The organism is Paenibacillus cineris, from assembly GCF_018333335.1.
GTDB lineage: Bacteria > Bacillota > Bacilli > Paenibacillales > Paenibacillaceae > Paenibacillus_AQ > Paenibacillus_AQ favisporus.
The window spans coordinates 3,841,368-3,865,689 of the sequence record NZ_BORU01000001.1 but is presented as its reverse complement, the minus strand read 5'-3'; the positions used below and the strand labels follow the sequence as shown (position 1 = coordinate 3,865,689).

Annotated in this window: 28 protein-coding genes; 27 read left to right on the top strand and 1 reads right to left on the bottom strand. The window is 54.5% G+C overall.

Going from position 1 to position 24,322, the window contains the following annotated elements; translation table 11 throughout:
• The first annotated feature begins 49 nt into the window (after positions 1-49).
• The 3 genes from KI379_RS17925 (at position 50) to KI379_RS17915 (ending at position 2,965) form a co-directional block, all read left to right on the top strand.
• Complete coding sequence (locus KI379_RS17925; protein ID WP_212984781.1) at positions 50-1,546, top strand: sugar ABC transporter ATP-binding protein; 1,497 nt, start codon at positions 50-52, stop codon at positions 1,544-1,546.
• The gene (locus tag KI379_RS17920) at positions 1,536-2,522 is read left to right on the top strand and encodes an ABC transporter permease (protein ID WP_105444680.1); all 987 of its coding nucleotides are present in this window, start codon (positions 1,536-1,538) and stop codon (positions 2,520-2,522) included. The genes KI379_RS17925 and KI379_RS17920 overlap by 11 nt, the downstream gene beginning before the upstream one ends.
• A gap of 170 nt (positions 2,523-2,692) precedes the next feature.
• A complete protein-coding gene (locus KI379_RS17915; RefSeq protein WP_076170090.1) occupies positions 2,693-2,965 on the top strand; it encodes an HU family DNA-binding protein in 273 nt (90 codons plus the stop codon).
• Positions 2,966-3,010: 45 nt separating this feature from the next.
• On the opposite strand, the gene KI379_RS17910 is transcribed toward KI379_RS17915, so the two are convergent.
• Entirely contained in the window at positions 3,011-3,187 is a 177-nt protein-coding gene (locus KI379_RS17910) for a hypothetical protein (protein ID WP_167372869.1), read from the bottom strand.
• A gap of 104 nt (positions 3,188-3,291) precedes the next feature.
• Between KI379_RS17910 and mtrB the strand changes: the two genes are divergently transcribed.
• The 24 genes from mtrB to KI379_RS17790 all read left to right on the top strand — a co-directional run bounded on the left by mtrB (position 3,292) and on the right by KI379_RS17790 (position 24,274).
• Positions 3,292-3,525 (top strand): trp RNA-binding attenuation protein MtrB, encoded by a 234-nt coding sequence (gene mtrB, locus KI379_RS17905; RefSeq protein ID WP_076170091.1) that lies wholly within the window; start codon positions 3,292-3,294, stop codon positions 3,523-3,525.
• A gap of 185 nt (positions 3,526-3,710) precedes the next feature.
• The gene (locus KI379_RS17900; RefSeq protein ID WP_212984354.1) at positions 3,711-4,262 is read left to right on the top strand and encodes a hypothetical protein; all 552 of its coding nucleotides are present in this window, start codon (positions 3,711-3,713) and stop codon (positions 4,260-4,262) included.
• A gap of 124 nt (positions 4,263-4,386) precedes the next feature.
• Positions 4,387-5,268: a heptaprenyl diphosphate synthase component 1 gene (locus KI379_RS17895; RefSeq protein ID WP_089548054.1), complete on the top strand. Its 882-nt coding sequence runs from the start codon at positions 4,387-4,389 to the stop codon at positions 5,266-5,268.
• An 8-nt stretch (positions 5,269-5,276) separates the two neighbouring features.
• Entirely contained in the window at positions 5,277-6,011 is a 735-nt protein-coding gene (locus KI379_RS17890; protein ID WP_076170190.1) for a demethylmenaquinone methyltransferase, read from the top strand.
• Positions 6,004-6,876, top strand: coding sequence for a UbiA-like polyprenyltransferase (locus KI379_RS17885; protein WP_089548053.1), 873 nt, complete (start codon positions 6,004-6,006; stop codon positions 6,874-6,876). Before KI379_RS17890 ends, KI379_RS17885 begins: the two co-directional genes overlap by 8 nt.
• Positions 6,873-7,526 (top strand): UbiX family flavin prenyltransferase, encoded by a 654-nt coding sequence (locus tag KI379_RS17880; protein ID WP_089548052.1) that lies wholly within the window; start codon positions 6,873-6,875, stop codon positions 7,524-7,526. Before KI379_RS17885 ends, KI379_RS17880 begins: the two co-directional genes overlap by 4 nt.
• 180 nt (positions 7,527-7,706) lie before the next feature.
• Positions 7,707-8,681 carry a polyprenyl synthetase family protein gene (locus KI379_RS17875; protein WP_089548051.1) on the top strand — a complete coding sequence of 325 codons (975 nt, stop codon included), beginning with the start codon at positions 7,707-7,709 and terminating at the stop codon, positions 8,679-8,681.
• Positions 8,682-8,770: 89 nt separating this feature from the next.
• Entirely contained in the window at positions 8,771-9,214 is a 444-nt protein-coding gene (ndk, locus tag KI379_RS17870) for a nucleoside-diphosphate kinase (RefSeq protein ID WP_076170097.1), read from the top strand.
• Positions 9,205-10,044, top strand: coding sequence for a CheR family methyltransferase (locus KI379_RS17865; protein WP_280518761.1), 840 nt, complete (start codon positions 9,205-9,207; stop codon positions 10,042-10,044). The genes ndk and KI379_RS17865 overlap by 10 nt, the downstream gene beginning before the upstream one ends.
• Positions 10,045-10,125: 81 nt before the next feature.
• Positions 10,126-10,290: a hypothetical protein gene (locus KI379_RS17860; RefSeq protein WP_163879324.1), complete on the top strand. Its 165-nt coding sequence runs from the start codon at positions 10,126-10,128 to the stop codon at positions 10,288-10,290.
• A gap of 347 nt (positions 10,291-10,637) precedes the next feature.
• Entirely contained in the window at positions 10,638-11,807 is a 1,170-nt protein-coding gene (gene aroC / locus KI379_RS17855; protein ID WP_076170099.1) for a chorismate synthase, read from the top strand.
• 2 nt (positions 11,808-11,809) lie between these two features.
• Entirely contained in the window at positions 11,810-12,916 is a 1,107-nt protein-coding gene (gene aroB / locus KI379_RS17850; protein WP_212984780.1) for a 3-dehydroquinate synthase, read from the top strand.
• On the top strand, positions 12,909-13,283 hold the full coding sequence (gene aroH, locus KI379_RS17845) for a chorismate mutase (protein ID WP_076170100.1): 375 nt from the start codon (positions 12,909-12,911) through the stop codon (positions 13,281-13,283). The genes aroB and aroH overlap by 8 nt, the downstream gene beginning before the upstream one ends.
• A 318-nt stretch (positions 13,284-13,601) precedes the next feature.
• Complete coding sequence (gene trpE / locus KI379_RS17840) at positions 13,602-15,155, top strand: anthranilate synthase component I (protein WP_212984353.1); 1,554 nt, start codon at positions 13,602-13,604, stop codon at positions 15,153-15,155.
• 25 nt (positions 15,156-15,180) lie between these two features.
• Positions 15,181-16,221 carry an anthranilate phosphoribosyltransferase gene (gene trpD, locus KI379_RS17835; protein ID WP_212984352.1) on the top strand — a complete coding sequence of 347 codons (1,041 nt, stop codon included), beginning with the start codon at positions 15,181-15,183 and terminating at the stop codon, positions 16,219-16,221.
• On the top strand, positions 16,211-17,041 hold the full coding sequence (trpC, locus tag KI379_RS17830; RefSeq protein ID WP_212984351.1) for an indole-3-glycerol phosphate synthase TrpC: 831 nt from the start codon (positions 16,211-16,213) through the stop codon (positions 17,039-17,041). The genes trpD and trpC overlap by 11 nt, the downstream gene beginning before the upstream one ends.
• On the top strand, positions 17,034-17,705 hold the full coding sequence (locus KI379_RS17825) for a phosphoribosylanthranilate isomerase (protein ID WP_212984350.1): 672 nt from the start codon (positions 17,034-17,036) through the stop codon (positions 17,703-17,705). Before trpC ends, KI379_RS17825 begins: the two co-directional genes overlap by 8 nt.
• Positions 17,702-18,901 carry a tryptophan synthase subunit beta gene (gene trpB, locus KI379_RS17820; RefSeq protein WP_089548046.1) on the top strand — a complete coding sequence of 400 codons (1,200 nt, stop codon included), beginning with the start codon at positions 17,702-17,704 and terminating at the stop codon, positions 18,899-18,901. The genes KI379_RS17825 and trpB overlap by 4 nt, the downstream gene beginning before the upstream one ends.
• On the top strand, positions 18,898-19,704 hold the full coding sequence (gene trpA, locus KI379_RS17815) for a tryptophan synthase subunit alpha (protein WP_076170106.1): 807 nt from the start codon (positions 18,898-18,900) through the stop codon (positions 19,702-19,704). Before trpB ends, trpA begins: the two co-directional genes overlap by 4 nt.
• A gap of 28 nt (positions 19,705-19,732) precedes the next feature.
• Positions 19,733-20,833 carry a histidinol-phosphate transaminase gene (gene hisC, locus KI379_RS17810; RefSeq protein ID WP_212984349.1) on the top strand — a complete coding sequence of 367 codons (1,101 nt, stop codon included), beginning with the start codon at positions 19,733-19,735 and terminating at the stop codon, positions 20,831-20,833.
• A 24-nt stretch (positions 20,834-20,857) separates the two neighbouring features.
• Positions 20,858-21,955 (top strand): prephenate dehydrogenase, encoded by a 1,098-nt coding sequence (locus tag KI379_RS17805; protein WP_089548044.1) that lies wholly within the window; start codon positions 20,858-20,860, stop codon positions 21,953-21,955.
• Positions 21,956-22,453: 498 nt separating this feature from the next.
• Entirely contained in the window at positions 22,454-23,047 is a 594-nt protein-coding gene (locus KI379_RS17800; protein WP_076170192.1) for an RNA polymerase sigma factor, read from the top strand.
• Positions 23,044-23,646 (top strand): anti-sigma factor family protein, encoded by a 603-nt coding sequence (locus KI379_RS17795; RefSeq protein WP_212984348.1) that lies wholly within the window; start codon positions 23,044-23,046, stop codon positions 23,644-23,646. Before KI379_RS17800 ends, KI379_RS17795 begins: the two co-directional genes overlap by 4 nt.
• A 40-nt stretch (positions 23,647-23,686) precedes the next feature.
• Complete coding sequence (locus KI379_RS17790; RefSeq protein ID WP_145158489.1) at positions 23,687-24,274, top strand: histidine phosphatase family protein; 588 nt, start codon at positions 23,687-23,689, stop codon at positions 24,272-24,274.
• The last annotated feature ends 48 nt before the right edge of the window (positions 24,275-24,322 follow it).

The window sequence follows — 24,322 nt, the reverse complement described above, 5'->3', positions numbered from 1 at the left end:
TTACTTTTTGAAGGAGGAATGCCGTGTGACATCATCATTTCAGCTGGAAATGAGCGGAATCGGCAAACAATTTGGCGGCGTTCCTGCGCTGCATGCGGTGGATTTTTCGGTTCACGGCGGCCAGATTCATGCTCTGCTCGGTGCCAACGGCGCCGGGAAGAGCACGTTGATGAAGATTCTGTCGGGCGCTTATCAGCCGGACAGCGGACGCATTGCGGCAAACGGCACGGAGCTGCACATCACCTCTCCGGCCGCGGCCAAGCAGCACGGCATTCACTGCGTGTATCAGGAGGTCGATTCGGCCCTCGTCCCCCAGCTGAGCGTCGCCGAAAACGTCATGCTGGACGCCTTGTCTTCAGGCCGGGGAAGCATGTGGGTCAATTACCGGTCTATGGACAAACAGGTCAAGGCGATTTTGTCCAGGCTGGATGACAGTATAGACATTCATAAAAAGGTATATGAGCTGTCGCTTGCTCAAAAACAGATTGTCCTGCTGGCCCGCATTTTGTCCCAGGACGCCAAGGTGATTATATTCGACGAGCCGACCGCTCCGCTGAGCGACAGCGAATGCGAGGCTTTTTTCCGGATGATGCACTCGCTGAAGGACGCGGGTGTGGCGTGCATCTTTATTACACACCGCCTGCCGGAAGTGCTGCAGCACAGCGATATGGTGACCGTGATGCGTGACGGCAGGAAGGTTTACACCGGCCGGACACAGGACATCACCGGGGAAGGCATTATCGGGCACATGCTCGGTAAAACGTTTGAAGAAGAGTTTCCGAAAAAGGATACCGTGATCGGGGAAGTGCTCCTTCAGGCGGAAGGCGTCAAGCGCGGACACAAGGTGCGGGGCGCGGATCTTGAGGTCCGCCGCGGTGAAATTGTGGCCGTAGTCGGCCTGGTGGGCGCCGGTAAAACCGAACTGGCTCGGATCCTGAGCGGTGCGGATCAGCCGGACGAAGGCAGCATCCATCTGAAAGGGAGGAAGCTGTCGCTTAAGCAACCGGCGGACGCGGTATCCGCGGGAATCGTCTCCATCCCGGAGGAGCGCCGGAAAGAGGGAATCTTTATTCACGAATCGGTGGATTTGAACCTGTCCATACCGGTGCTGAACCAAGTCAGCAGACTGGGGTTCATCTCGCGGAAGAAGGAGAAGGCTTTATCCACCAAAATGGTCGGCGCCCTTGGAGTCAAGGCCGCCTCCGGCAGCCAGCTGGTGAAGTTTCTGAGCGGCGGCAACCAGCAGAAGCTGGCGATCGGCAAATGGCTGGACAGCGGGGCGGAAGTTTTTATTTTTGACGAACCGACCAAAGGGGTCGATATCGGCGCGAAAAGCGATATATTCCGCATTATCGGAGATTTGGCGGATGCCGGCAAGGGCATTTTGTATTTTACCTGCGAATTGGCAGAAGGACTGGGAATCGGCGACCGGATCGCCGTCATGAGCGGCGGAACCATCAGCAAAGTATTTGCTCGGGGAGAAGCGACGCAAGCCCAGCTCCTATATTATGCGAGCGGAGGCTTGGAGGAAGACCATGAAGGATAAACTGTTAAACTTGGCGTTCCGGTACGGGGCGGTTGTCGTTATCATCGGGGTTATTGCATTTTTTTCGTTCAGACTGCCTTATTTCTTCACGTACGGGAACCTGACCGACATTCTGGGCTCGATCACGATCGTGACCTTTGTGGCGATTGGGGTGACCTTGTCGCTGGTCGTGGACGGCTTTGACCTGTCGGTAGGCTCAACCGTGTCGCTGACCACCGTAGGCGCTGCGTCGCTGATGATATGGTATGAGCAGCCGCTGTGGGTCGTCATCATCGTGCCGCTCATCCTCGGTGCCGTCATCGGGCTCGTTAACGCCTTCCTAATCGTCAAGCTGCGGATTCCGGATCTTCTGGCGACCCTTGCCGTGATGTACATTGTCGGCGGGATTCACAAAACGTATGCCGCGGGTTATACGATTTACAACCATATGGAATTTCCGGACGGCACCAAAGCCCCCGGCGAGATGAGCGCAGCCTTTCTGCAGCTTGGACAGGGCAAATGGTTCGGCATTCCGATTTCGGCCGTCCTCCTCATTATCGCTGTGGCGCTTGTGCATATTTTTCTGACGCGGACCAAATACGGCCGCCAAATGTACGTCACGGGCGGTAATGAGGAAGCGGCGCGCCTGTCCGGAATCAAGGTGAAAAGGGTGCGTACGCTGGCGTACGTCGCTTCCGGCGTGTTCGCCGCGATTGGCGGGATTATTTACGCCTCCCGGGTCGGATCCGGTCAAATCGACGCGGGATCGCCGCTCTTGATGGAATCCGTGGCGGCCGTGTTCGTCGGTTTTTCGGTCTTTGGCGCCGGCAAGCCCAACGTCATCGGCACGTTTATCGGGTCGGTATTGATCGGGGTACTGGTCAACGGACTGACCATGATGAATTTGCAGTATTTTACACATGACATCGTCAAAGGGATCGTTCTTGTCCTCGCACTTGCCGTCACTTTTTACGTTTTAAACCGCTCGCGAACGTAAAACTCTTGAAATTCTGCGGTTGCTGTATTACTATAAGTTTGTTCCGCGCCTGCGGCTGAATACGGTCTATATGGCGATTCTATCTGTAAATCTCACAGATGAACGTATATTTTACGGCAAAACGGAAAGATTGATAACATCGATTTATTATTTTGGGAGGTGAAATGATAGTGAACAAGTCCGAACTGATTTCCCAAGTAGCTGAAACGACAGAACTGTCCAAGAAGGATGCGACGAAAGCGGTTGACGCTGTATTCGAATCCATCGCACAGGCTCTGCAAAACGGGGACAAAGTCCAACTCGTTGGATTTGGTAACTTTGAAGTGCGCGAGCGTTCCGCACGTAAAGGCCGTAACCCGCAAACCGGTGAAGAAATCGAAATCCCTTCGAGCAAAATTCCGGCATTCAAGCCTGGTAAAGCGCTCAAAGACGGAATTAAATAAGATTTCTACATATTCCATACGCAAGAAGAGGACCGTGACGCTCGTTCACGGCCTTTTCTTTTCTGTAGGGCTGACATGTCCTTCGAGAGGATTGCCGTTGTCGTCCTTTTCCGAATAGGCGATCAGGATGACGGGAGAACCCGTCAGCTGGCTCAGCTGCTGTTCGTATTCGCGAAGCTTGGAAATTTGCCCTTCCCGCAAGGGCGCCGGTTCATATTGCATGTTCTCAACTCCTTGGACTTTATTACATTGGGTAGTATAGCCAGAGGATTTTAAAATAATTATACGCTGTGTGTAAGGCTCGCTGAAAAAAGGAGGATACACTCATGGAAAATAAAGGGAATACGGGGAACAGCGATTTTATCGTGATCAAGGCGAAGGATCAAGGGGTGCAGGTCATTGGACTGACCCGAGGCCAGGATACCCGGTTTCATCACACGGAGAAGCTGGACAAAGGCGAAGTGCTGATCGCCCAGTTTACGGACCATACCTCCGCCATTAAAATTCGCGGCAAAGCCGAAGTGTGGACGAAACACGGAAGTCTCGAAAGCGACAGCTAATAGCAGGGAGCGCAAAAAAACAGCTCTTGAATGCAAATTAGCTGCTGGTCAGGGGATGGCAAATTACCTTAAGCGCAATCTGTACAAACGCAGGCATAGCCTGCTTTTTTTCGTTGTAGAATGAGGTATGGACAGCACGTGTCCGGACGAAACTAAGGGATACTATGACGATGGGAGGGCTGTACTTGAAACGATTTTTCATTCCTGGCCTGGTGCTTGCCGTTACGCTGGGCTCGGTCCTCATCCTGCCTGCACTGTATCATGCGGAGCACACATTTGCCCGGGAAAGCCGGGCTTTGGCCGCGTTTCATCCCCAATCGGGCTGGACGCTCGACAATGCGAATATCGTGGATGCGCTGGACAGCCTTCCCCTTACGCTGCCGATCCGCAAGGTGGAGTGGGAATCCCGCGTGCTGACGGTTGACCTGAAAGTGGCCACACCGGAGGTGTCCGTGTCTGAAATCTATTCGAATATCGCCGAGATCCTCACATTTAGCTTTGACGGCACTTCCAATGTCGACCAGATTCTCCTTCGGCTCGTCGCAGAAGACAAATGGCTCGGCACAAGGCATCTGCTGCTTGCTGCGGATGTCCGGCGGACGGAGTGGAGTCCGGAGCTGAAACAGGCGCTTGGCGAAGCGGGAGAAGGCCCGCTTGCGGACGATATCAAATCCCGATTCCACCTCACCGAAACGAAACTGTGGAGAGACCGGTTCGATCCGCAGGAAAACGGGTAAAAAGAAGTAAGCATACTGTGCGTGGTCTGACAAGTTGTGCTATAATAAAAAAGATTGTGAACAAAAGTTCTTGCTCGCAACAGACGACATAGAAGTGAGAAAGTTATAGGCTCGGAGGCTGACGATGAAACCGTACCGCATACCCCAACTAGCAAAGAAATATGTCGATTACGACATGATCCAAACCCATACGGAGCTGCCGCCCTATCCGGATGCCCGTGTTCATCTTCTATATATTTTTCTGAACCAGGGAAGCCGCAAGCCTTCCGTGCATACAGAGCTGCTGGCGCTTGTCACGTCGCTCGTTCAGATGGGTATTGACACGCATGAAACGATCGACACCATCCAGGGCAAACAGAACGAGGGAGAAATGCGTTCCCGTCAGCTTAAAGTGCTCGCGGGAGACTATTTCAGCAGCCGGTTCTATCAGCTTCTGTCCCAGAAGGGGCAAATCGAGGCTGTATCGACGCTGAGCGCGGCCATTTGCGATGTGAATATTTTGAAAATGAATCTGTACGGCAAAATGAAAAGCCTTCTCCTGTCAGCGGAGGAATACTTACGGCAACGGGTACAGCTGAATATGCAGCTGTTTCTTTCTTTTACCCCTTTTCTGGATGACTCGTTAAAAGAACTGTGGAAATCGCTTCTCCGCGGCTTCAGCGAATGCGAAACGGTCGTTCGTGAAATGCAGCTGAGCTCAGGCTCGGAGCCATTCTTGTACAGCTATTCGTTCTGGCACATCCTGGATGTGGCCTCGGATGAAGACAAGCTGGCCCTGAAGGAAAACCGGGTTGAGCCGAAAGACTGGAAGAAGATGCTGCTTAAGTACAAGGCCGGAGAACATTTGGCGGATAAGCTGCAGCAGGCGGTGAACAGCGTGCAGTCCATCCTGAAAATGGTTAAGGGAGACGGAATGTTCCGGGAGATCGGACAGGTGCTTGACCCGTTCCTTCGTCAGCTTAACACACCGGGATCCGCAGTAGGGGAGGGATTGGCGAGAGGATGAATACCAGCATGAGTGAACGGGACACGAAGACGGAAAACAAATACTCACATGTCCAATCCGTTTTTGAGAGCATTGCACCGAAGTACGATGTGATGAACGATATTATAAGCTTTCGCAGGCACAAGGCCTGGCGGAAGTTCACGATGAAGAAAATGGCGATGAAACCCGGAGATACGGCGGTTGATCTGTGCTGCGGGACTTGCGACTGGACGTTGAGCATGGCGGAAGCCAGCGGCACGGGGCAGATGGTCGGCCTCGATTTCAGCCCGAACATGCTGAAGGTCGGCATGGACAAAATCAAGGCGAGACACCTCGAGGATCAGATTACGCTGGTTCAGGGGGATGCCATGAATTTGCCGTTTGAGGATAACCGTTTTGACTACGCCACCATCGGCTTTGGTCTGCGGAACGTGCCTGACCTGGTGCAGGTGCTGAAAGAAATGCAGAGGGTCGTCAAGCCTGGAGGCATGGTTGTATGCCTGGAGGTGTCCAAGCCGACGTGGCAGCCTTTCAAAGGAATTTATTATTCTTATTTCAAGTATATACTGCCTGGACTCGGAAAGGTGTTGGCCAAAAGATATGAGCAGTACAAATGGCTGCCGGAATCGTTGGCTCTTTTCCCGGGAAGAGAGGAACTGGCAAGCATATTCCGCAGCATCGGTCTTCAGAATGTCGAAGCCTATCCCCTAACTGGCGGCGTCGCAGCATTACATATTGGGATCAAGGAGAATCGGCATGTTTAAGAAAATCGGCATTTTTCTAGAAATGATCAAAATTGAGCACACATTATTTGCGTTACCTTTTGCGTTTATGGGCGCGATCCTCGGATCAGTCGTCGTAAACGGTCACCTTCCATCATGGGCCCAGATCGGCTGGGTCCTGTTAGCCATGTTTGGGGCCAGGAGCGCGGCCTTCGGCTTGAACCGGATGATCGATCAGGTGATCGACAAGAAAAATCCGCGGACGGCGAACCGGGCCATTCCGGCAGGGCTGCTGAAGAGCGCCGAAGTGATCCTGTTTACGGTCGTTTGCTTCCTGCTTCTGCTCTGGGCGGCCTATGAGCTGTCTCCGCTGGCGCTCAAACTGCTTCCGATCGCCGTGTTTTTTCTCGTCATTTATTCCTACACGAAACGGTTTACCTGGCTGTGCCATATCGTGCTCGGCTTAACGATCGCGCTTGCCCCGCTCGGCGGCTGGGTGGCCGTGACCAACGAAATCGACTGGCCGTCCATCGTGCTGTACATCTCGGTCGCTTTCTGGACTGCCGGCTTTGATATCATTTATGCGATCCAGGATATCGATTTTGACCGGAAGGAAGGCTTGTACTCCATTCCGGCGCGCTTCGGCGTCCGCAAGTCGCTGCTCATTGCACGGTATTTTCATTTCATTACCGCGATCGGATTCGTTATCCTGTTCTTTACGACCGAGCTGAGCTGGTGGTATTTTGGTGGGATGCTGATCGCTTATATTATTCTCTTCTACGAGCATTTTATTTTGTCCCCGAATGACATGAGCAAGCTGCAGGTCGCCTTCTTTACAATGAACAGCGTCCTCAGCATTCTCGTATTCGTATTCACCCTGATTGATTTGGTGGTGCAGTACTTGTGACGCAGACGGAGAACAAGAGAAGAAGCTGGGTCGTCGGGATTACCGGCGCCAGCGGTTCGGTGTATGGGGTTCGGTTAACGGAGGTTCTGCTGAAGCAGGGCTATGACGTACACATCGTCGTCTCGAATGCAGGCTGGCGGGTGCTTGGCGAGGAGCTCGGCTGGAAAACAGCTCAAAGGGAGCTTGTGCTAAGCGAAAAATTCGGCGGCCATCCGGGCAGCGTCTATTACCATCCGGTGGCGGATATCGGAGCAACGATTGCCAGCGGCTCCTATCAGGTGGAGGGTATGGTGATTGCGCCATGCTCAATGGGGACATTGTCCGCTGTAGCTAACGGATCGTCCGACAATTTGATGACCCGCGCTGCAGACGTCATGCTGAAAGAAGGAAGGCCGCTGATTTTGGTACCCCGTGAGACGCCGCTGCATGCCATTCACTTGGAAAATATGCTGAAGCTCGCCAGGCTCGGAGTGAAGATGATTCCGGCGATGCCGGCTTTTTACTTTCATCCCCGGACGATCGAGGATTTGATCGACTTCCAGGTGGGAAAGGTGCTTGACATGATGCGGATCGAGCATGAGCTGTTCAGGCGTTGGGACGGCGGGCTGGCCGGACAGGCCAAAGCTGCAGAGTCCGGTACCAAAGAATAGACAGTCCTCCAAACCCATTCGTGCAGCACGAATTGTATGCTATGATTTAAATAAGATGAAAATGAATGGAAGAACGCCAGTGCTCTTTGTTTCTGCTATGCGGGCCATGCTCAAGCCGATGATTTGAACATGAACGGACAGGGAAATGCGGAGTAACATTACGCTGATACGGGTGAAGGAATGAAGAGATTAGACATATTCGGCTTACTGAAAAAAGATATGAATCAAATCGAACAAGAGCTCTTTCGCAGCATTGAGGGCGATCACGAGCTGTTGAACGAGACGTCCATGCACCTGCTGAAGGCAGGCGGCAAGCGGCTGCGCCCGGTGTTTGTGCTGATGGGCGGCAAGTTCGGCAGCTATGACCTGGACAAGCTGAAGCATGTGGCCGTTCCTCTGGAGCTGATCCACATGGCTTCCTTGGTGCACGACGACGTCATTGACGACGCCGAGACGCGCCGCGGTCAATTGACCGTCAAGTCCAAGTGGGATAATAAAATCGCGATGTATACGGGGGACTATATATACGCCCGGGCGCTGCTGCTTGCCACCAAGCTGGAGAACCCGAAGATTCATCAAATCCTCTCCAAAGCGATGGTCGAGATGTCCATCGGGGAAATGGAGCAAATTCGGGACTTCTTCAATACGGAACAGAGCATCCGTCGTTACCTTCTCCGTATCCGGCGCAAAACCGCCCTTCTGATCGCGATCAGCTGCCAGCTGGGAGCGGTAGCGGCTGACGCGGAGCCGAAGGTAGGCAACCTGCTCTACCGCTACGGCTACAACGTAGGGATGGCATTCCAGATTCAGGACGATCTCCTGGATCTGTGCGGAACGGAGAAACAAATCGGCAAACCGCCTGGAAGCGATATCCGGCAGGGCAACATTACGCTGCCTGTGCTGTATGCCCTGGAGGACGAAGCGGTTCGGGAACCGCTGCTGAAGGAGATCGCCGTCATCCGGGAACAGAACGGGGAATGCGACGTTTCCGCAGCGGTTTCGCTCATCAAATCCAGCACGGGAATCGCCCGGGCGGAGGAGCTGGCTACGCGCTATATCAACAAGGCGCTGGAGGCGCTCGACCGGCTTCCGAACCAGCGGACGAAGAAAAATTTGCGCGATATCGCCCATTTTGTGACCAAACGTTCGTATTGATACTTCCGCTGATCCGACTTTCTGTTTACAATACAAATCATAACTATGTACAACATTCGCAATGACTTGAGGAAATGGAGAGTGAGTTTATGCAGCGAACTTTTTTAATGATCAAGCCTGATGGAGTGCAGCGTGGTTTAATCGGTAAAATTATCGGCAGATTGGAAGACAAAGGTTTCAAAATGGTGGCCGGCAAGCTGGTTCAGGTGTCGGACGAGCAGGCCAAGCGTCATTACGCGGAGCATGAGGGCAAGGACTTTTATGACAATCTGGTAAAGTTCATCACGTCCGGCCCTGTGTTCGCCATGGTATGGGAAGGGGATAACATTATTCAATTGTCCCGCATTCTGATGGGCAAAACAGAAGTCACGGAGGCTCTGCCGGGCACCATCCGCGGGGACTACGCTTCCCATACGCCCCACAATCTGATTCACGGCTCGGATTCACCGGAGAGCAGCGCACGCGAAATCGCCAATTTCTTCGAAGCGCATGAACTGGTGGATTACGACCGCAGCATTACGCCGTGGATGTAAAGCCTGTTTTATATAATAGCGGCGCGTCGGAAGAGCCAGGGACGCCCGACCCGGATTACATAAGGTTTATCCAGAATATTAAGCGAAGCACGGGAATCGACCTGTCGGACTATAAGGAAGCCCAAATGAAGCGGCGTCTGACGACGCTCAGGGTAAAGAACGGATACAGCAGTTTTGCGGAGTTTTTCGAGGCGCTGCAAAAGGATAAGCGCTTGTTTCATGAGTTTCTGGACCGGATGACGATCAACGTCTCGGAATTTTGGCGTAACCCGAACCGCTGGGAAGTGCTGCGCGATGTGATCCTTCCCGAATTGACCGCAGGTGCGCGGTCCAGGCTTAAGGTATGGAGCGCCGCATGTTCCACGGGAGAGGAGCCCTATACGCTGGCCATGATTTTGGACGGCAAAGGGCTGCTGCAGACGAGTACGCTGGTCGCCACCGATATCGATGAGGGCGCGCTGGCCAAAGCGAAACAGGGCTTGTACCTCGAGCGTTCGCTGAAGGACGTGCCGAAGGAAGTCGCGGCCCGGTATTTTTCCCAGGAAGGTCCGATGTACAAGTTCAGCGAAGGGCTCAAGGCAAACGTCCAATTTCGTAAGCAGAATCTGCTGACCGACACGTTTGAGCAGAATCACGATCTCATCGTCTGCCGGAATGTAATGATTTATTTTACTGAAGAAGCCAAAGCCAAGCTTTACCATAAATTTGCCTCTGCCCTGCGTCCAGGGGGATATCTTTTTGTGGGGAGCACCGAGCAAATTTTTACGCCCGGCCAATACGGGCTCGAGCCGACCGAAACCTTTTTTTACCGGAAAAAGGCGGACGCTTAAGGTGTCAAGGTATATTCAAACCTTCTCTTTGCGATACTACGATTATATTACGGCATCAGACAAAGCGGAGGTTTGCACATCATGGACAAACGAAAGGTAATTACCGCGTATCAGCGCGGGTTTATTACCATTCAGGAATGCGGACAGATTCTGGGCATTGAGAGCGTCCAGCTGAGCCGCCTGGTACAGGATTCCCTGGAAGGTCAGAAGAATACGCAGCGAAGCAGCCAGCCGGTCAGCCGGTAGGCAGGCGGAAGCTGGCGCTAATAAGCACCGTTCTTTCACTAGGAAAGACGGTGCTTTTTTGTGCTTGGTTACGGGGCTATTCTTTCGGGTGCCCCCATGCAAAGGACTGAAGCTGTAAACGAACCGAACAGCTGGCCTTGATCGTGGGATTTCAATATAACGGGCTAATATGAACCAAGCTTCTCCTTGAATCATCTTCAATACAGCGAAGTGTTTTCCCTAGCTGTAGCACATTGTATATAGCTGTAGGGGTTTCTTGTCAAAGCGTGGCACCTATACTATAATGGCAAAAGATATCTGCGGATTTTAGCCAGTTAATGTTTAACAGTTTAAAGGGGGAAAGCACCATGAGTATACGCTACTTAACGGCGGGGGAGACGCACGGACCTCAACTCACGGCCATTATCGAAGGATTGCCGAGCCAGTTGAAACTGGACTTTGAAGCCATCAATTTTCAGCTTGCACGCAGACAGAAGGGGCATGGACGCGGGCGCCGCATGCAAATCGAGAAGGATACGGCGAATATTGTAGGCGGTGTCCGGCACGGTTATACGACGGGAGCGCCTGTTGCCCTCGTGGTCGAGAACAAGGACTGGGCGAGCTGGAGCAGCATCATGAACGTGGAGCCGATCGAAGGGTCGGATGAAGAGAAACGCCGCGTTCACCGTCCCCGCCCGGGACATGCCGACCTGAACGGAGGCCTGAAATACAACCATAAAGACCTGCGGAACGTGCTGGAGCGCTCCAGCGCGCGAGAGACGGCAGCACGCGTTGCCTGCGGGGCGATCGCCCGCCAGTTTCTCGAAGCTTTCGGCATCAAAATTGCCGGGCAGGTCATCCGGATCGGCGAGATTGAAGCGCCGGCCAACAACCTGAGCGTCGACGAACTGATCGAACGCACCGAGGCTTCTTCGGTTCGGGTGGTAGATCCTGAGACGGAAGCGAAGATGGAAGCCTACATCGATGAAATCAAGAAAGAAGGCGATTCCATCGGGGGGATCGTGGAGTGCGTCGTTGAGGGCGTACCGGTCGGTCTCGGGAGCTATGTGCAGTACGACCGCAAGCTGGACGGACGGATCGCTCAGGCGGTCATGTCGATCAACGCGTTTAAAGGCGTCGAGATCGGCATCGGGTTTGAGGCCGGCGTACTGCGCGGATCCCAGGTTCACGACGAGATCCTGTATGAGGAAGGCAAGGGATATACCCGTGCCAGCAACCGCCTGGGCGGTTTTGAGGGCGGCATGACCAACGGCATGCCAGTTGTGGTCCGGGGCGTGATGAAGCCGATCCCGACGCTGTACAAACCGCTGCAGACCGTGGATATTGACACGAAAGAGCCGTACACCGCTCAGGTAGAGCGTTCGGACGCCTGCGCCGTTCCGGCGGCGAGCGTGGTGATGGAGCATGTGGTCGCATGGGAAATCGCCAAGGCGTTCCTGGAGAAGTTCGGCGGCGATTCCATGGACGAAATTAAAGCCAACTATGAAAATTACCTTGCCCAAGTGGAGAGGTACTAATGATGAGAACCGTACAAGTGGAGCTTGGCGACCGTTCGTATCCGATCTATATTGGCCCGTCCCTTCTTCCCGAAACGGGAAGTTATCTGGAGAAGCATGGGCTGACCAAGAAAAGCACGCATCTGATCGTCACGGATGAGCAGGTTGCGGCCCGCCATCTGGACACCCTCAAGCAAAGTCTGGAAAGCCGGGGATATACAGCGGTCGTCTCGATCGTCAAATCGGGGGAAACGTCCAAATCCCTCGCAGTGTATGAAGAAGTGATGACGACGGCCATCCAGGGCGGTCTGGACCGCAGCTCGGCCGTTCTGGCACTCGGCGGAGGCGTAGTCGGAGACCTTGCCGGCTTCGTGGCTGCTACATATATGCGCGGCGTCAAGTTCGTGCAGATTCCGACCACGATTCTGGCGCATGACAGCAGTGTCGGCGGGAAGGTAGCCGTCAACCACCGGCTCGCCAAAAACATGATCGGCGCCTTCCACCAGCCCGAGCTGGTGCTATACGACATGGATACGCTGCAGACGCTCCCGGCACGCGAAGTATCCGCCGGTCTTGCCGAGATGGTCAAGCACGGCCTGATTCGGGATGCGGAGTTTGCCGGCTGGTGCCGCGACCACGCGTCTGAGCTGCTGTCCCTGGACCGGGAGGCGCTGGCGTACGGATTGGAACGCGGCTGCTCCATCAAGGCCGATGTCGTGTCGGCCGATGAACGCGAGGGCGGCCTGCGCGCTATTTTAAATCTGGGCCATACGATTGGCCATGCGATTGAAGCGGTGGGCGGCTACGGAGAATTTTTGCACGGTGAGGCGATTTCCATCGGGATGGCGGGCTCAGCATTGCTGGCTGTCAAACTGGGACGCGATGCCTCCATCTATCCAGAGACGGTGTCCATGCTGAAGGCACTGAAGCTTCCGGTCGTACTGCCGGAGCACTTGTCCACGGATGAGCTGATCGCGGCGATGAAGCATGACAAGAAATTTACGGAAGGCACCATGGTGTTTATCGTCCCGGATCGGATCGGGGAGGTCAGCATTGTGAAAGACATTCCGGAGGCTCTGGTCCGCGAAGTGATCGAAGAGCTGAGAAGAAAGGAGCCTGAGCATGTATAACCGGGGAATACGGGGAGCAACAACAGTAACCCGCAACGACGAACAGGAAATTCTGGATGAAACCCTCCGTTTGATGAAGGAAATTGCCGACCGCAACGAGATCAATCCGGAAGACATTTGCAGCATCTGGATTACGCTGACCCAAGATCTGGATGCAGCGTTTCCGGCCAAAGCGATCCGCCAGCTGGAAGGCTGGGAGCTTGTACCGCTGATGTGTTCGATGGAGGTTCCTGTCAAGGGAAGCCTGCCGCGCTGCATCCGTCTTATGGTGACGGTCAATACCGAGAAGGGCCAGGCAGAGATCAACCACGTCTACCTGAATGAAGCGAAGAAGCTGCGCCCGGATTTGGCCGCACCCAAAGCCTGATTTGAAAAACATGGTTGCCATAACAGGGAATGTTCCTGTATAGTGTAGGTAGTTGAGATGAGTAGAGTTTAGATGAGATGAGTTAAGTATAGAAGAGCAGAGTCCATAAGGTTGCATATATATTTCGTCAACATGTCCGTGCTGAGGCAGTCAAGGCGTTTCCTTGTATTAGGGAACAGGTGAATGCTGATGCGGTTCATGCTGTCGGACTCTTTCATATACTTATTGAAATCCAAACCTCTACTTCGGTAGAGGTTTTTTTGTTGCTTTCGAGTCTGCTGCTCAACAAAGTCCTGATCAATCGAAGGAGGGTACACGATGTTGAATCCTAGTAAAGAGCAGGTCATCGCCCTGGCCGGGCAGTACAATCTGATCCCGGTCGTCAAGCGGCTGCTGGCCGACATGGAAACGCCAATCCGTATATTTCAGCGCTATGCCCAGCGGGAATGCGCATTTCTGCTTGAGAGTGTAGAGGGAGGAAGCCAGTGGGCCCGTTATTCGTTTATCGGGACGGACCCGTTCATGATGATCTCCGGCAAGAAGGGGGAAATCGTGCTGGAGCAGGGCGGACAGAAGCAGCTCATGAAAGGGAAGCCTGTTGAGGAGCTCAAAGCGCTGCTTCGCACATATCGAAGCCCGAAACTCGATGATCTTCCTCCATTCACGGGAGGAGCGATCGGCTTCTTCGGATACGATCTGCTGCAGTATTATGAGAAGCTTCCCGCGCATCAGGTCGACGATCTGGGGATGGACGACATCCGCTTCATGTTCTGCGACACAGTCATCGTGTTCGATCATGTGAAGCAGCAAATTTTGCTGGTCGGCAACGTGCATGTAAAGGAAGGGGACAACGACGAAGCGATCCGCAAAACGTATGACGAGGTGGACCGCAGGCTGGAGGAGATCGCGGGGCAGCTGCAAGAGCAGGGTCCGCGAGAGAATGTCAACGGCCGCAGCATTCCGGTGGATATCGACCTCGGCGAAATCAAGTCGAACATGACCAAGGAGCAGTATATGGCGAACGTTCGCCAAGCGCAGGAGTATATTCGCGCAGGGGACATTTTTCAGGTAGTGCTGTCCCAGCGCTTTCATATCGAGACGGAGGTGTCCCCGCTGCATGTGTACCGGGTGCTGAGAACACTGAATCCTTCGCCTTATATGTATTATTTGAAAATGCATGAAGAAATCATTGTCGGCACCTCACCCGAGGCGCTGGTCAAGGTCGACGGCAACCGGGTCAGCACCCGGCCGATCGCCGGCACGCGGCCGCGGGGAGCCGATGAGGCCGAAGACAGCCGCCTTGCCGCCGAGCTGCTCGCCGACGAGAAGGAGCGCGCCGAGCATTTGATGCTCGTGGATTTGGGACGCAACGATCTTGGCAGGGTGTCGGCGTTCGGCACCGTGAAATGCGACAGCTTTATGGAAATTGAGAAGTATTCGCATGTGATGCACATGGTTTCGAATGTGTCGGGGACGCTGCGGGACGACAAAGATTTCTTCGATGCCTTTCTGTCCTGCCTGCCGGCGGGAACGGTGTCCGGAGCACCGAAGCTGAGAGCGATGGAGATCATCGCCGAGATGGAGCGGGAGGCGCGCGGCGCTTATGCCGGTGCCATCGGGTATCTGGGATTTAACGCCAACATGGACTCCTGTATTACGATCCGGACGATCATATTCCGCAAGGGCAAGGTGTACGTGCAGGCGGGCGCAGGCATCGTGTGGGACTCCGTTCCGGAGAAAGAGTATGAGGAGACGATGAATAAAGCCAAGGCGCTCCTGAAATCGATCCGGACGGCGGAAGCGATGTTCCCGCCGGTTAAACTGGAGCGGGAAGTGACCAATCAGGATTATTTCTTTGAATATACACCTTAATGGACCGGAAAGGAGAGGAAAGAGCATGAGCGCAAGCGAATTGATACATGCGAGTTTGTCACAATTAATCGGAGGCGCGGATCTTTCAAGGGAGGAAGCCCGCGGACTGATGCAGTGCATCATGGAGGGAGCGGCGACATCTTCCCAGATCGGGGCGCTGCTGACAGCGCTGCGGATCAAAGGGGAGACCGTGGAGGAAATCACGGGGTTTGCCGAAGCGATGAGAAGCGTCGCGAGCCATGTAGCGACCGATAACGCAAGGCTGCTGGATACCTGCGGAACGGGCGGATCGGGGATCCACAAATTCAACATTTCCACCGTCTCGGCGATTATTTCTTCTTCCGTTTCGGTCCGGGTGGCTAAACACGGCAACCGCTCGGCATCCGGCCGCGCGGGCAGCGCCGATGTGCTGGAGGCGCTCGGCGTTAACATTCACTTGAGCAGTGAACAGGCTAAACGGTGCCTCGAGGAAATCGGCATCTGCTTCCTGTTCGCCCAAATCTACCATCCGTCCATGAAACATGCAGCCGCTCCGCGCAAGGAGCTCGGCGTGCGGACGGTATTTAATATGCTGGGACCGCTGACGAATCCAGCCGGAGCCGACCGTCAGCTGCTGGGAATCTACGACCGGAACAAGACCGAAACGATCGCAAACGTGCTGAAGGAGCTCGGCTCCAAACGGGCGCTCGTTGTGACCAGCCTGGAAGGTCTGGACGAAATCAGCATCTCGGGGCCGACGCAAATTTCCGAACTGCGTCGCGGCGAAGTGCGGACCTATCAGATTCACCCGCATGATCTCGGGTTGGACGTCCACCCGCTGGAAGCCGTTCTGGGCGGAGATGCAGTTCAGAATGCCGCCATTATCCGCTCGGTGCTGGCAGGCGAGAAGAGCCCGTACCGCGACATCGTGCTGGCCAACGCGGGGGCATGTATCTATGTCGCGGGGCTTGCAGACAGCATCGCGGAAGGCGTGCAGGCGGCGGTTCGGGCCATCGACAACGGCAGCGCATCGGCCAAACTTGAGCAACTGATCCAAATGACAGGAGAGCTGAGCTATGTATCTTGATAAAATCGTACAAACCAAACGGACCGAGGTGGCCCGACTCGCCGAGCATTTTTCACTTGCGGAAGCGGAGCGCCAAATCGCGGCGATGCCCGCGACCAGAGGATTCCACCGGGCGCTGACTGAAGGACGCAAGCGGAGCATGGGGCTGATCGCCGAGGTAAAGAAGGCGTCGCCTTCCAAGGGTCTCATCCGTCCGGATTTTCATCCGGTGCGTATCGCCCAGGCTTATGAAGCGGCAGGGGCCGACTGCCTGTCGGTTCTGACGGACGTCGAATACTTCCAGGGGAGCGGGCAGTATTTGCGCGATGTGCGCGCCGCGGTGGACCTTCCGCTGCTGCGGAAGGACTTCATCATCGACGAGCGGCAAATTTATGAAGCCCGCCTCCTCGGTGCGGACGCGGTGCTGCTGATCGCGGCCATTCTGGAGCCCGATCAAATCGCCGCTTACCTGCAGCGGGCGGGTGCGCTCGGGCTCGACGCCCTGATTGAAGTTCACAGCCGGGAAGAGCTCGAAGCCGTGCTTGGCCTCGGAGCGGATCTGCACCAAGGAGCGCTGATCGGGATCAACAACCGGAATCTGCATACGTTCGAGACTTCCCTGGAGGCAACGGCAAAGCTTCGGGAGCTGATTCCACAAGGGATTCCGGTCATCAGTGAGAGCGGCATCGCGGGCAAAGAAGATATGGCCTATTTGGAGCAGGCAGGCGCAAGCGGCGTGCTGATCGGAGAGTATTTCATGCGCCGGGATGACATCGCGGAGGCGGTCCGTGACTTGATGGGCCCGACCTTATCCGGGGAAGAAGTGAAGCATCGTGGGTGAGACGGCGGTAAAAATTTGTGGACTTCAGGACGTTGAAGTGCTAAAATCAATGGTAAACTTGCCTGTGGATTATATCGGATTCGTATTCGCGCCGAGCCGGCGCCGGGTAACGCCTGAGCAGGCTGCCCTGCTTTCAGCACAGCTGAAGGCGTGGAAAACGCCCGAAATTCCGCAAAGCGTCGGCGTGTTCGTCAACCCGGAACTGGAAGAGCTTGCGGCGATCGTGGAGGAGGCCCGGCTCGACGTCGTTCAGCTCCATGGACAGGAAAGCCCGCAATTTTGCCGGGAGGTCAAGGAGCGTTTGGGGACCCGGGTATTCAAGGTACTATCAGTTCAATCCCTTAATGAGAATTCCGAAGCATCTATAAATCATGAACTTTACGCAGGCGTGATCGATGGCCTGCTGCTTGATACATTCGATCCGGTGTATGGCGGAGGATCGGGAAGCACGTTTGCCTGGGAGGAGATACCGGAATACCGCGATTGGGCGAAAGCCCAAGGGATTCCGCTGTTTGTAGCCGGAGGCCTTCTGCCGTCCAACGTGGCCGAGCTGATCGATAAGTACAGCCCGGACGGCGTAGACGTTTCCAGCGGCGTGGAAAGTGACGGAGTGAAGGATATAGACAAAATCGCAGCATTTGTGGGAAGGGTGAAGCAGGCATGACAACACAATTACCAGACAAGAACGGGCGCTTCGGACCGTTTGGCGGGAGATTTGTTCCCGAGACGCTCATGAACGCGCTGATCGAGCTCGAGGAGTCATACAACCGATATTCGGACGACCCGAGCTTTCAGGAGGAGCTGAACTATCTGCTTAAGCAGTACTCCGGCCGCGAGACGCCCCTGTACTATGCGGAGCGTCTCAGCAAGCATTTGGGGCAGGCGAAGATCTACCTGAAACGGGAGGATCTCAACCACACCGGCGCCCATAAAATCAACAACGCGCTCGGACAAGGAGTCCTCGCCAAACGAATGGGCAAGACGAAGGTCATTGCCGAGACGGGAGCAGGCCAGCATGGTGTGGCCACGGCAACCGTAGCCGCACTCCTTGGAATGGAATGCAAGGTGTTCATGGGGGAAGAGGATACGAAACGGCAGGCGTTGAACGTATTCCGGATGCAGATGCTGGGCGCCGAAGTCGTACCCGTTACGTCCGGTTCGCGTACGCTGAAGGACGCCGGCAACGAGGCGCTGCGGTACTGGGTCAGCCATGTCGACGATACGTTCTACATCCTCGGCTCTGCCGTAGGGCCGCATCCATATCCGATGATGGTGCGCAACTTCCAGCGGATTATCGGCGACGAGACGCGCCGCCAGATCCAGGAGGCGGAAGGGCGTCTTCCGGACTATGTTGTCGCAGCCATCGGCGGCGGCAGCAATGCGATCGGCATGTTCTTTCCGTTTATCGAGGACAAGGACGTCCGGTTGATCGGCGTAGAGGCCGCTGGTAAGGGTGTGGAGACCGCCTTCCACGCCGCGACGATGAGCAAAGGCACTCATGGCGTCTTCCAAGGGTCTATGAGCTATCTGCTGCAGGACGATTTCGGCCAGGTGCAGGAAGCCCACTCCATATCGGCCGGCCTGGATTATCCGGGCGTCGGACCGGAGCACTCTTACCTTAAGGATATTGAGCGCGCCCAATACGTTCCGATCACGGACCAGGAAGCGCTCGATGCGCTTCAGCTGCTATGCCGGACGGAAGGGATCATTCCGGCTCTGGAATCCGCACATGCGATCGCTGAAGTAGTGAAGATGGCGCCGAGGCTCGGAGAGGACGACATCGTCGTCATCTGCCTGTCCGGACGGGGAGACAAGGACGTGGAGTCCATCATGGCTTATACGGGAGGTAAACAGGCATGAATTTGATGGATCAAACGTTTGCCCGTCTCAAACAGGAGAATCAAACGGCGCTGATTCCGTTTCTGACCATCGGTGACCCGGATCCCGATACGTCGGTTGAAATTATAGCCGGTCTCGAAGCGGCCGGAGCCGACATGATCGAGCTGGGCGTGCCGTATTCGGACCCCTTGGCCGACGGCCCGGTTATTCAGCGGGCTTCCGAGCGGGCGCTGAAGCATCAGGTGACGATCAAAACCTGCATGGAAACGGCGGTCAGAGCACGAAAGGCAGGGGTGAAGCTGCCATTCATCCTGTTTACTTATTATAATCCGGTGCTTCAGTTCGGGCTGGACCGCTTTTTTGAAGAGGTCAAAGCACATGACATTAGCGGCATTATCATTCCGGACCTGCCGATTGAGGAGTCAGCCGACGTACGCGCCCGGGCCGAGCGCTCGGATATTCATGTCGTTCCGCTGGTGGCTCCGACCTCCCATGAGCGGATCAAATCGATCGTGGAAGGAGCCAGAGGCTTCATTTACTGCGTATCCTCGCTTGGCGTGACGGGTGAGCGGGCGAGCTTCCACGAAGGCGTGGAAGATTTCATCGCCAGCGTGAAGAAGTATACGGACATTCCGGTGGCTATCGGCTTCGGTATTTCGAACAGGGAGCAGGCGGTGCGCTTTTCCCGGATCTGCGACGGTGTCGTCGTGGGCAGCGCCATCGTCCGCAAGGTCGAAGAGGCCATTCCGCTGCTGCAGGGCGGAGATACGCATGAACAGGGCCTTTTGCAAATCCGTGAATTTGTGGCACAATTAAAACCATAATCTTGAGTTGAAAGTGAGGGGGGATACGGTGAAACCAAAATCCCAGATAGTGAACATTCCGGTCTATGAGCCGGGCAAACCGATTGAAGAAGTCAAGCGGGAGCTTGGTCTCAGCGAAGTCATCAAGCTGGCTTCCAACGAAAATCCTTACGGCGCTTCACCGCGTGTGAAGGAGGCGGTGCTTGCCGAGCTCGACAACATCAGTCTGTACCCGGACGGAGGCGCGGTGGAGCTTACGGCGGAAGTAGCCCGCTTCCTGGGTGTTGAGCCCGGGCAAATCATTTTCGGCTGCGGCTCGGACGAAGTCATCGCCCTGATCTGCCGCGCGTTCTTGGTTTCCGGCGACGAAACCATCATGGCGGATCAAACCTTCTCCGTGTATAAAAGCAACGCCGACATCGAAGGGGCCGTCAGCATCGAGGTTCCGCTGGTGGACGGAAAGCATGATCTTGAAGCGATGCTCGCCAAGCTCAGCAGCAAGACGAAGATCGTGTGGATTTGCAACCCGAACAACCCGACGGGAACCATTCTCTCCGAAACCGAATTGACCGGTTTCCTGGATCAAGTTCCATCGAATGTGATGGTCGTGCTGGATGAGGCTTACTTCGAGTATGTAACCGACCTCTCCTACCCGGACGGAAGCAAGCTCCTATCCCAATATCCAAACCTGGTCGTTCTCCGGACCTTCTCGAAGATCTACGGCATGGCTTCCCTGCGGATCGGCTACGGCGTAGCTCAGCCTGAGGTCATTCAGCTGATCAACCGGGTGCGCGAGCCGTTCAACACGACGCGGGCAGCCCAGGCAGCGGCCAAAGCGGCGCTTGGTGATCAGGAATACGTGGCTAACTGCCGCATCGCGAACGCGGAGGGCATCAAGCAGCTGCAGGCTGAGTTCGACCGGCTAAGCCTCGATTACTTCCCCGCGCACGGCAACTTTATTATGGTCAATGTGCGTAAGTCTGCGGTGGAAATGTTCCAATCGCTGCTTCAGAAGGGGATCATCGTTCGCGCCGGATTCGGCAAGTATCCGAACCATGTTCGTGTAACCGTTGGATCCGAGGAACAAAATAAAGCATTTATTCACGCATTGGAGCAGGTATTGAGCGAAGATAAGGCCCAAGTGCAGTAAGTGCGAACAAACGAGTGAGGGAACATGAATACAACGAAGATTGCTATATTTGGAGTGGGTCTGATCGGCGGTTCGCTGGCGCTTTGCTTTAAAGGGAAGCCCGGCTTAACCGTCGTGGGCCATGCCCATCTCCCTGAATTGGCCGACAAATATATGAGCCGCGGCGTCGTCGACGCAGCGACGCTGTCCATGGAAGAAGCCGCACTTGATGCGGACTTCATTTTTTTGTGCGTTCCTGTCGGTATGCTGGAAGAATACCTGGACCGGTTAAGCGCACTCCCATTGAAAAAGGGCTGCATCATCACCGATGTGGGCAGCACGAAGGCAAGCATCGCGCAGGCGGCGCGCGCGCATGATTTCAAGGACTTTTACTTCATCGGCGGGCACCCGATGGCCGGCTCCGAACGTTCCGGTGTAGAGGCGGCCACGCCGCTGCTGTTTGAGAACGCGTATTACGTGCTGACTCCGCCTCCGGGCACGCCTGATCATGCTTATGACGCGCTGGCGCAGCTGCTGTCATACACCCGCGCCCAAATCGTCAAGGTGGATCCGGTCCTGCACGATGAAATCGTCGGGGCGATCAGCCATCTGCCGCATATCATCGCAGTGGCGCTCGTGAACCAGGTGTGCGATTACAATCATTCCAATTCCTTATACCGGCTGCTCGCGGCAGGCGGTTTTCGTGACATTACCCGGATTGCATCCAGCGATCCGCTGATTTGGCGCGACATTCTGCTGGGCAACAAAAACGTGCTGCTCAGACAGCTCAAGGACTGGAATGAAGGCATCGCCGCGTTCGTAGAGATGCTGGAGGAGGGCGATGGACAGGCCATTCAAGAGGCGTTTGCCAAGGCGAACGATTTCCGCAGCGAGCTTCCGGAGCGCCGCAAGGGCATGATTACGCCTAGTTTTGATCTGTACCTCGACGTACCGGATACGCCCGGTATTATCGGGAAAATCGCCACAGAGCTGGGCGTTAGGCACATCAACCTCAGCAACATGCAGATCATCGAGAGTAGGGAGGACGTCCCGGGCATTCTGCGCCTGTCCTTCAGGCAGGAACATGATTTGGAGCGGGCCAAGGAACTGCTGCAATCCATGAGTTATCAGGTATCGCAGTAAATTTTAAAACGTTTACAAAAAAACGCTTACTTTAGTGTTGACAAAATGAAAACGTATACATATAATAAAAGTACAGTATGGTTTCTCTCCACTCCTATCCAAATAAATGGCACTTTGTGCAGCCACCCGATGCGGGTGGTTTTTTTTTGCCTTTTTTTATTTTGCGGCCATTTTTTTCTATAATCTAGCAACATTTACGGGGCGAAATTCGTCTATTAAGAGATTAGTGATGATTCATTGTGTCCCAAAAAGCGTTAATATCTCCTTGGATTTGGCAATTCTTCTTGAGGTTCGACTGACTAGCAGGAATTAATATGTTACAATGGAAATGATATATTTGTAGAATCGTTGCCGATTTTGCCGAATACATAGCTTTTTGGACGTTTATACTGCCGCGCGGTGGCGTAAATACCGCAACTTTTCATCACCTGTTCAGTACAAACATATAACTGAATCGAACGGGGATGCTTGTGTACGGTCGAGGAGGTCACAATGGAAATGACGGATTCGCAGATGATACAGGACATCAAGAAGGGCAATGTAGAGCTCTTCTCTGAATTGATGCGCCGTTATCAGCGGAAAATATTGGCTTTTGTATATCATATGCTTAAAAGTTCACATTTGGAGTTAATGGCGGAAGACTTGTGTTCAGAGACGTTTTACAAGGCTTTCAAGAGCCTGCATTCGTTTCGTGAGGTCGACGCATCGTTCTCCACATGGCTCTATACGATTGCCCGGAACACGGTGCTCAGTGAGCTGAGAAAGCAGCGCAGCGCCAATGTGCCGCTGGAGGAGAGCGGGGTTACACCGGTTGCGCCGATGGAGGTGGCGCCGGAGCAGGCCATTTTGCGCACCGAGAAGGTGGAGCTGGTTCGCGAGGCCATTAACAACCTGCCGGAAAAGCAGCGATCCGCGCTCATTTTACGGGAATACGATCAGCTCGATTACCAGGAGATTGCCGACATTTTAGGTCAAAGCGTCAGCTCTGTAAAATCTCTTCTATTCCGGGCAAGGTCCAGTGTAAAAGTTCAGCTGGAGCCGTATTTTTACGAGCTGACGTATGAAGAATATGAAGGGATGAAAAGCAAATGAATTGCGATGAGGCTCACAGCCTGTTCGGCATCGTTTTGGATTTGGAAGAAGACGATCCGAGACGGATTGAGCTCGAACAGCATACAGCCACTTGCAGTGATTGCCAAGCAGAATTGGCGTTATGGAAAGAAAGCCGGGTTCTCATGATGGAATTGCAGGAGGAGCCGACGGAAGAACAGGCGGAAGAAATCAACCGGAACGTCATGGACCGTATATACCGGGAGTCCCCGTGGCTGATTCCGGACCGGAGCAAACCTTTTGCCGTACCTGCATCTACCCGAAAACGCATGTCCTGGTGGATTGCCGGGTTTGTCATGGTATTTTTGGTGAGCTTTCTGTATTGGGCCATCATGGATAAGCCGTTTGCTAAAGAGACAGCCGAAGCGGTACCTACCGGGATTCTTCCGACCGGCGTTGCGGGTTCGTCCGTGGTGACGGAACAGGTCAGTTATGTGATCCCGAAGACGAACAGCGGGATTATCGAGCCGCTTGTCGCCGGCATGGGTCCGACCCATCCACAGTACTGGATGATTCTGTCGGTACTCGGGGTAGGAATGGCCCTCTTTTCATTGGGAAGGGTCAGCCGTATCAGAAAATAGGTTCTTTCGCATATATATATAGAAGAAAGGGGATACGCGTATGATGATCGGTTTGATCCGCCACGGCCTGACGGATTGGAATAAGCTCGGCAAAATTCAGGGACAGAGCGATATCCCTTTGAATGAAGAGGGCAGACAGCAGGCGGAGCGGCTTGGGGAAAGGCTGCTTCACGAACCGTACCGTTGGGATTTTATCATCAGCAGCAAGCTCTCCCGCGCGCGGGAAACCGGGCAAATTCTGGCCGACAAGCTCCACATACCGCTGCTTGAGCCTGATGAGCGGCTGAATGAACGGAGTTTTGGGCAAGCGGAGGGACTGACGGCGGATGAGCGGGAAAGCCGCTGGGGCAAGCAATGGGATGTGCATGACCTGGGCCAGGAGACGATCGAGCAGATTGAGGCTAGAGCTTTGGCGTTTATGGAGGATATGTGGACGGCTTACCCCGATAAAAACATGCTCGTCGTGAGTCACGGCGGGCTGCTGGCACAGCTGTACAAGTCACTGTACAGGGATAAATATACGGAACGGATTGGCAACCTGTCGCTTACGATCCTGGAGAAAAAGGATATCGACTGGGTGCCGCTCCTCTATAACTGCACCCGCCATTTGGCGGAAAAGAACGGATAACTCGGACAAGCGCCGGGTTATTTTTTTTGCCCGGATCGAATAAAAATT

Bases quoted from the DNA above. Each gene is read 5' to 3' on its own strand.
- KI379_RS17925 (WP_212984781.1), top strand. From the start codon at position 50: ATGAGCGGAATCGGCAAACAATTTGGCGGCGTTCCTGCGCTGCATGCG.
- KI379_RS17920 (WP_105444680.1), top strand. From the start codon at position 1,536: ATGAAGGATAAACTGTTAAACTTGGCGTTCCGGTACGGGGCGGTTGTC.
- KI379_RS17910 (WP_167372869.1), bottom strand. From the start codon at position 3,187: ATGCAATATGAACCGGCGCCCTTGCGGGAAGGGCAAATTTCCAAGCTT.
- mtrB (WP_076170091.1), top strand. From the start codon at position 3,292: ATGGAAAATAAAGGGAATACGGGGAACAGCGATTTTATCGTGATCAAG.
- KI379_RS17895 (WP_089548054.1), top strand. From the start codon at position 4,387: ATGAAACCGTACCGCATACCCCAACTAGCAAAGAAATATGTCGATTAC.
- KI379_RS17890 (WP_076170190.1), top strand. From the start codon at position 5,277: ATGAGTGAACGGGACACGAAGACGGAAAACAAATACTCACATGTCCAA.
- KI379_RS17885 (WP_089548053.1), top strand. From the start codon at position 6,004: ATGTTTAAGAAAATCGGCATTTTTCTAGAAATGATCAAAATTGAGCAC.
- KI379_RS17875 (WP_089548051.1), top strand. From the start codon at position 7,707: ATGAAGAGATTAGACATATTCGGCTTACTGAAAAAAGATATGAATCAA.
- ndk (WP_076170097.1), top strand. From the start codon at position 8,771: ATGCAGCGAACTTTTTTAATGATCAAGCCTGATGGAGTGCAGCGTGGT.
- KI379_RS17860 (WP_163879324.1), top strand. From the start codon at position 10,126: ATGGACAAACGAAAGGTAATTACCGCGTATCAGCGCGGGTTTATTACC.
- aroC (WP_076170099.1), top strand. From the start codon at position 10,638: ATGAGTATACGCTACTTAACGGCGGGGGAGACGCACGGACCTCAACTC.
- aroB (WP_212984780.1), top strand. From the start codon at position 11,810: ATGAGAACCGTACAAGTGGAGCTTGGCGACCGTTCGTATCCGATCTAT.
- aroH (WP_076170100.1), top strand. From the start codon at position 12,909: ATGTATAACCGGGGAATACGGGGAGCAACAACAGTAACCCGCAACGAC.
- trpE (WP_212984353.1), top strand. From the start codon at position 13,602: ATGTTGAATCCTAGTAAAGAGCAGGTCATCGCCCTGGCCGGGCAGTAC.
- trpD (WP_212984352.1), top strand. From the start codon at position 15,181: ATGAGCGCAAGCGAATTGATACATGCGAGTTTGTCACAATTAATCGGA.
- trpC (WP_212984351.1), top strand. From the start codon at position 16,211: ATGTATCTTGATAAAATCGTACAAACCAAACGGACCGAGGTGGCCCGA.
- trpB (WP_089548046.1), top strand. From the start codon at position 17,702: ATGACAACACAATTACCAGACAAGAACGGGCGCTTCGGACCGTTTGGC.
- trpA (WP_076170106.1), top strand. From the start codon at position 18,898: ATGAATTTGATGGATCAAACGTTTGCCCGTCTCAAACAGGAGAATCAA.
- KI379_RS17805 (WP_089548044.1), top strand. From the start codon at position 20,858: ATGAATACAACGAAGATTGCTATATTTGGAGTGGGTCTGATCGGCGGT.
- KI379_RS17800 (WP_076170192.1), top strand. From the start codon at position 22,454: ATGACGGATTCGCAGATGATACAGGACATCAAGAAGGGCAATGTAGAG.
- KI379_RS17795 (WP_212984348.1), top strand. From the start codon at position 23,044: ATGAATTGCGATGAGGCTCACAGCCTGTTCGGCATCGTTTTGGATTTG.
- KI379_RS17790 (WP_145158489.1), top strand. From the start codon at position 23,687: ATGATGATCGGTTTGATCCGCCACGGCCTGACGGATTGGAATAAGCTC.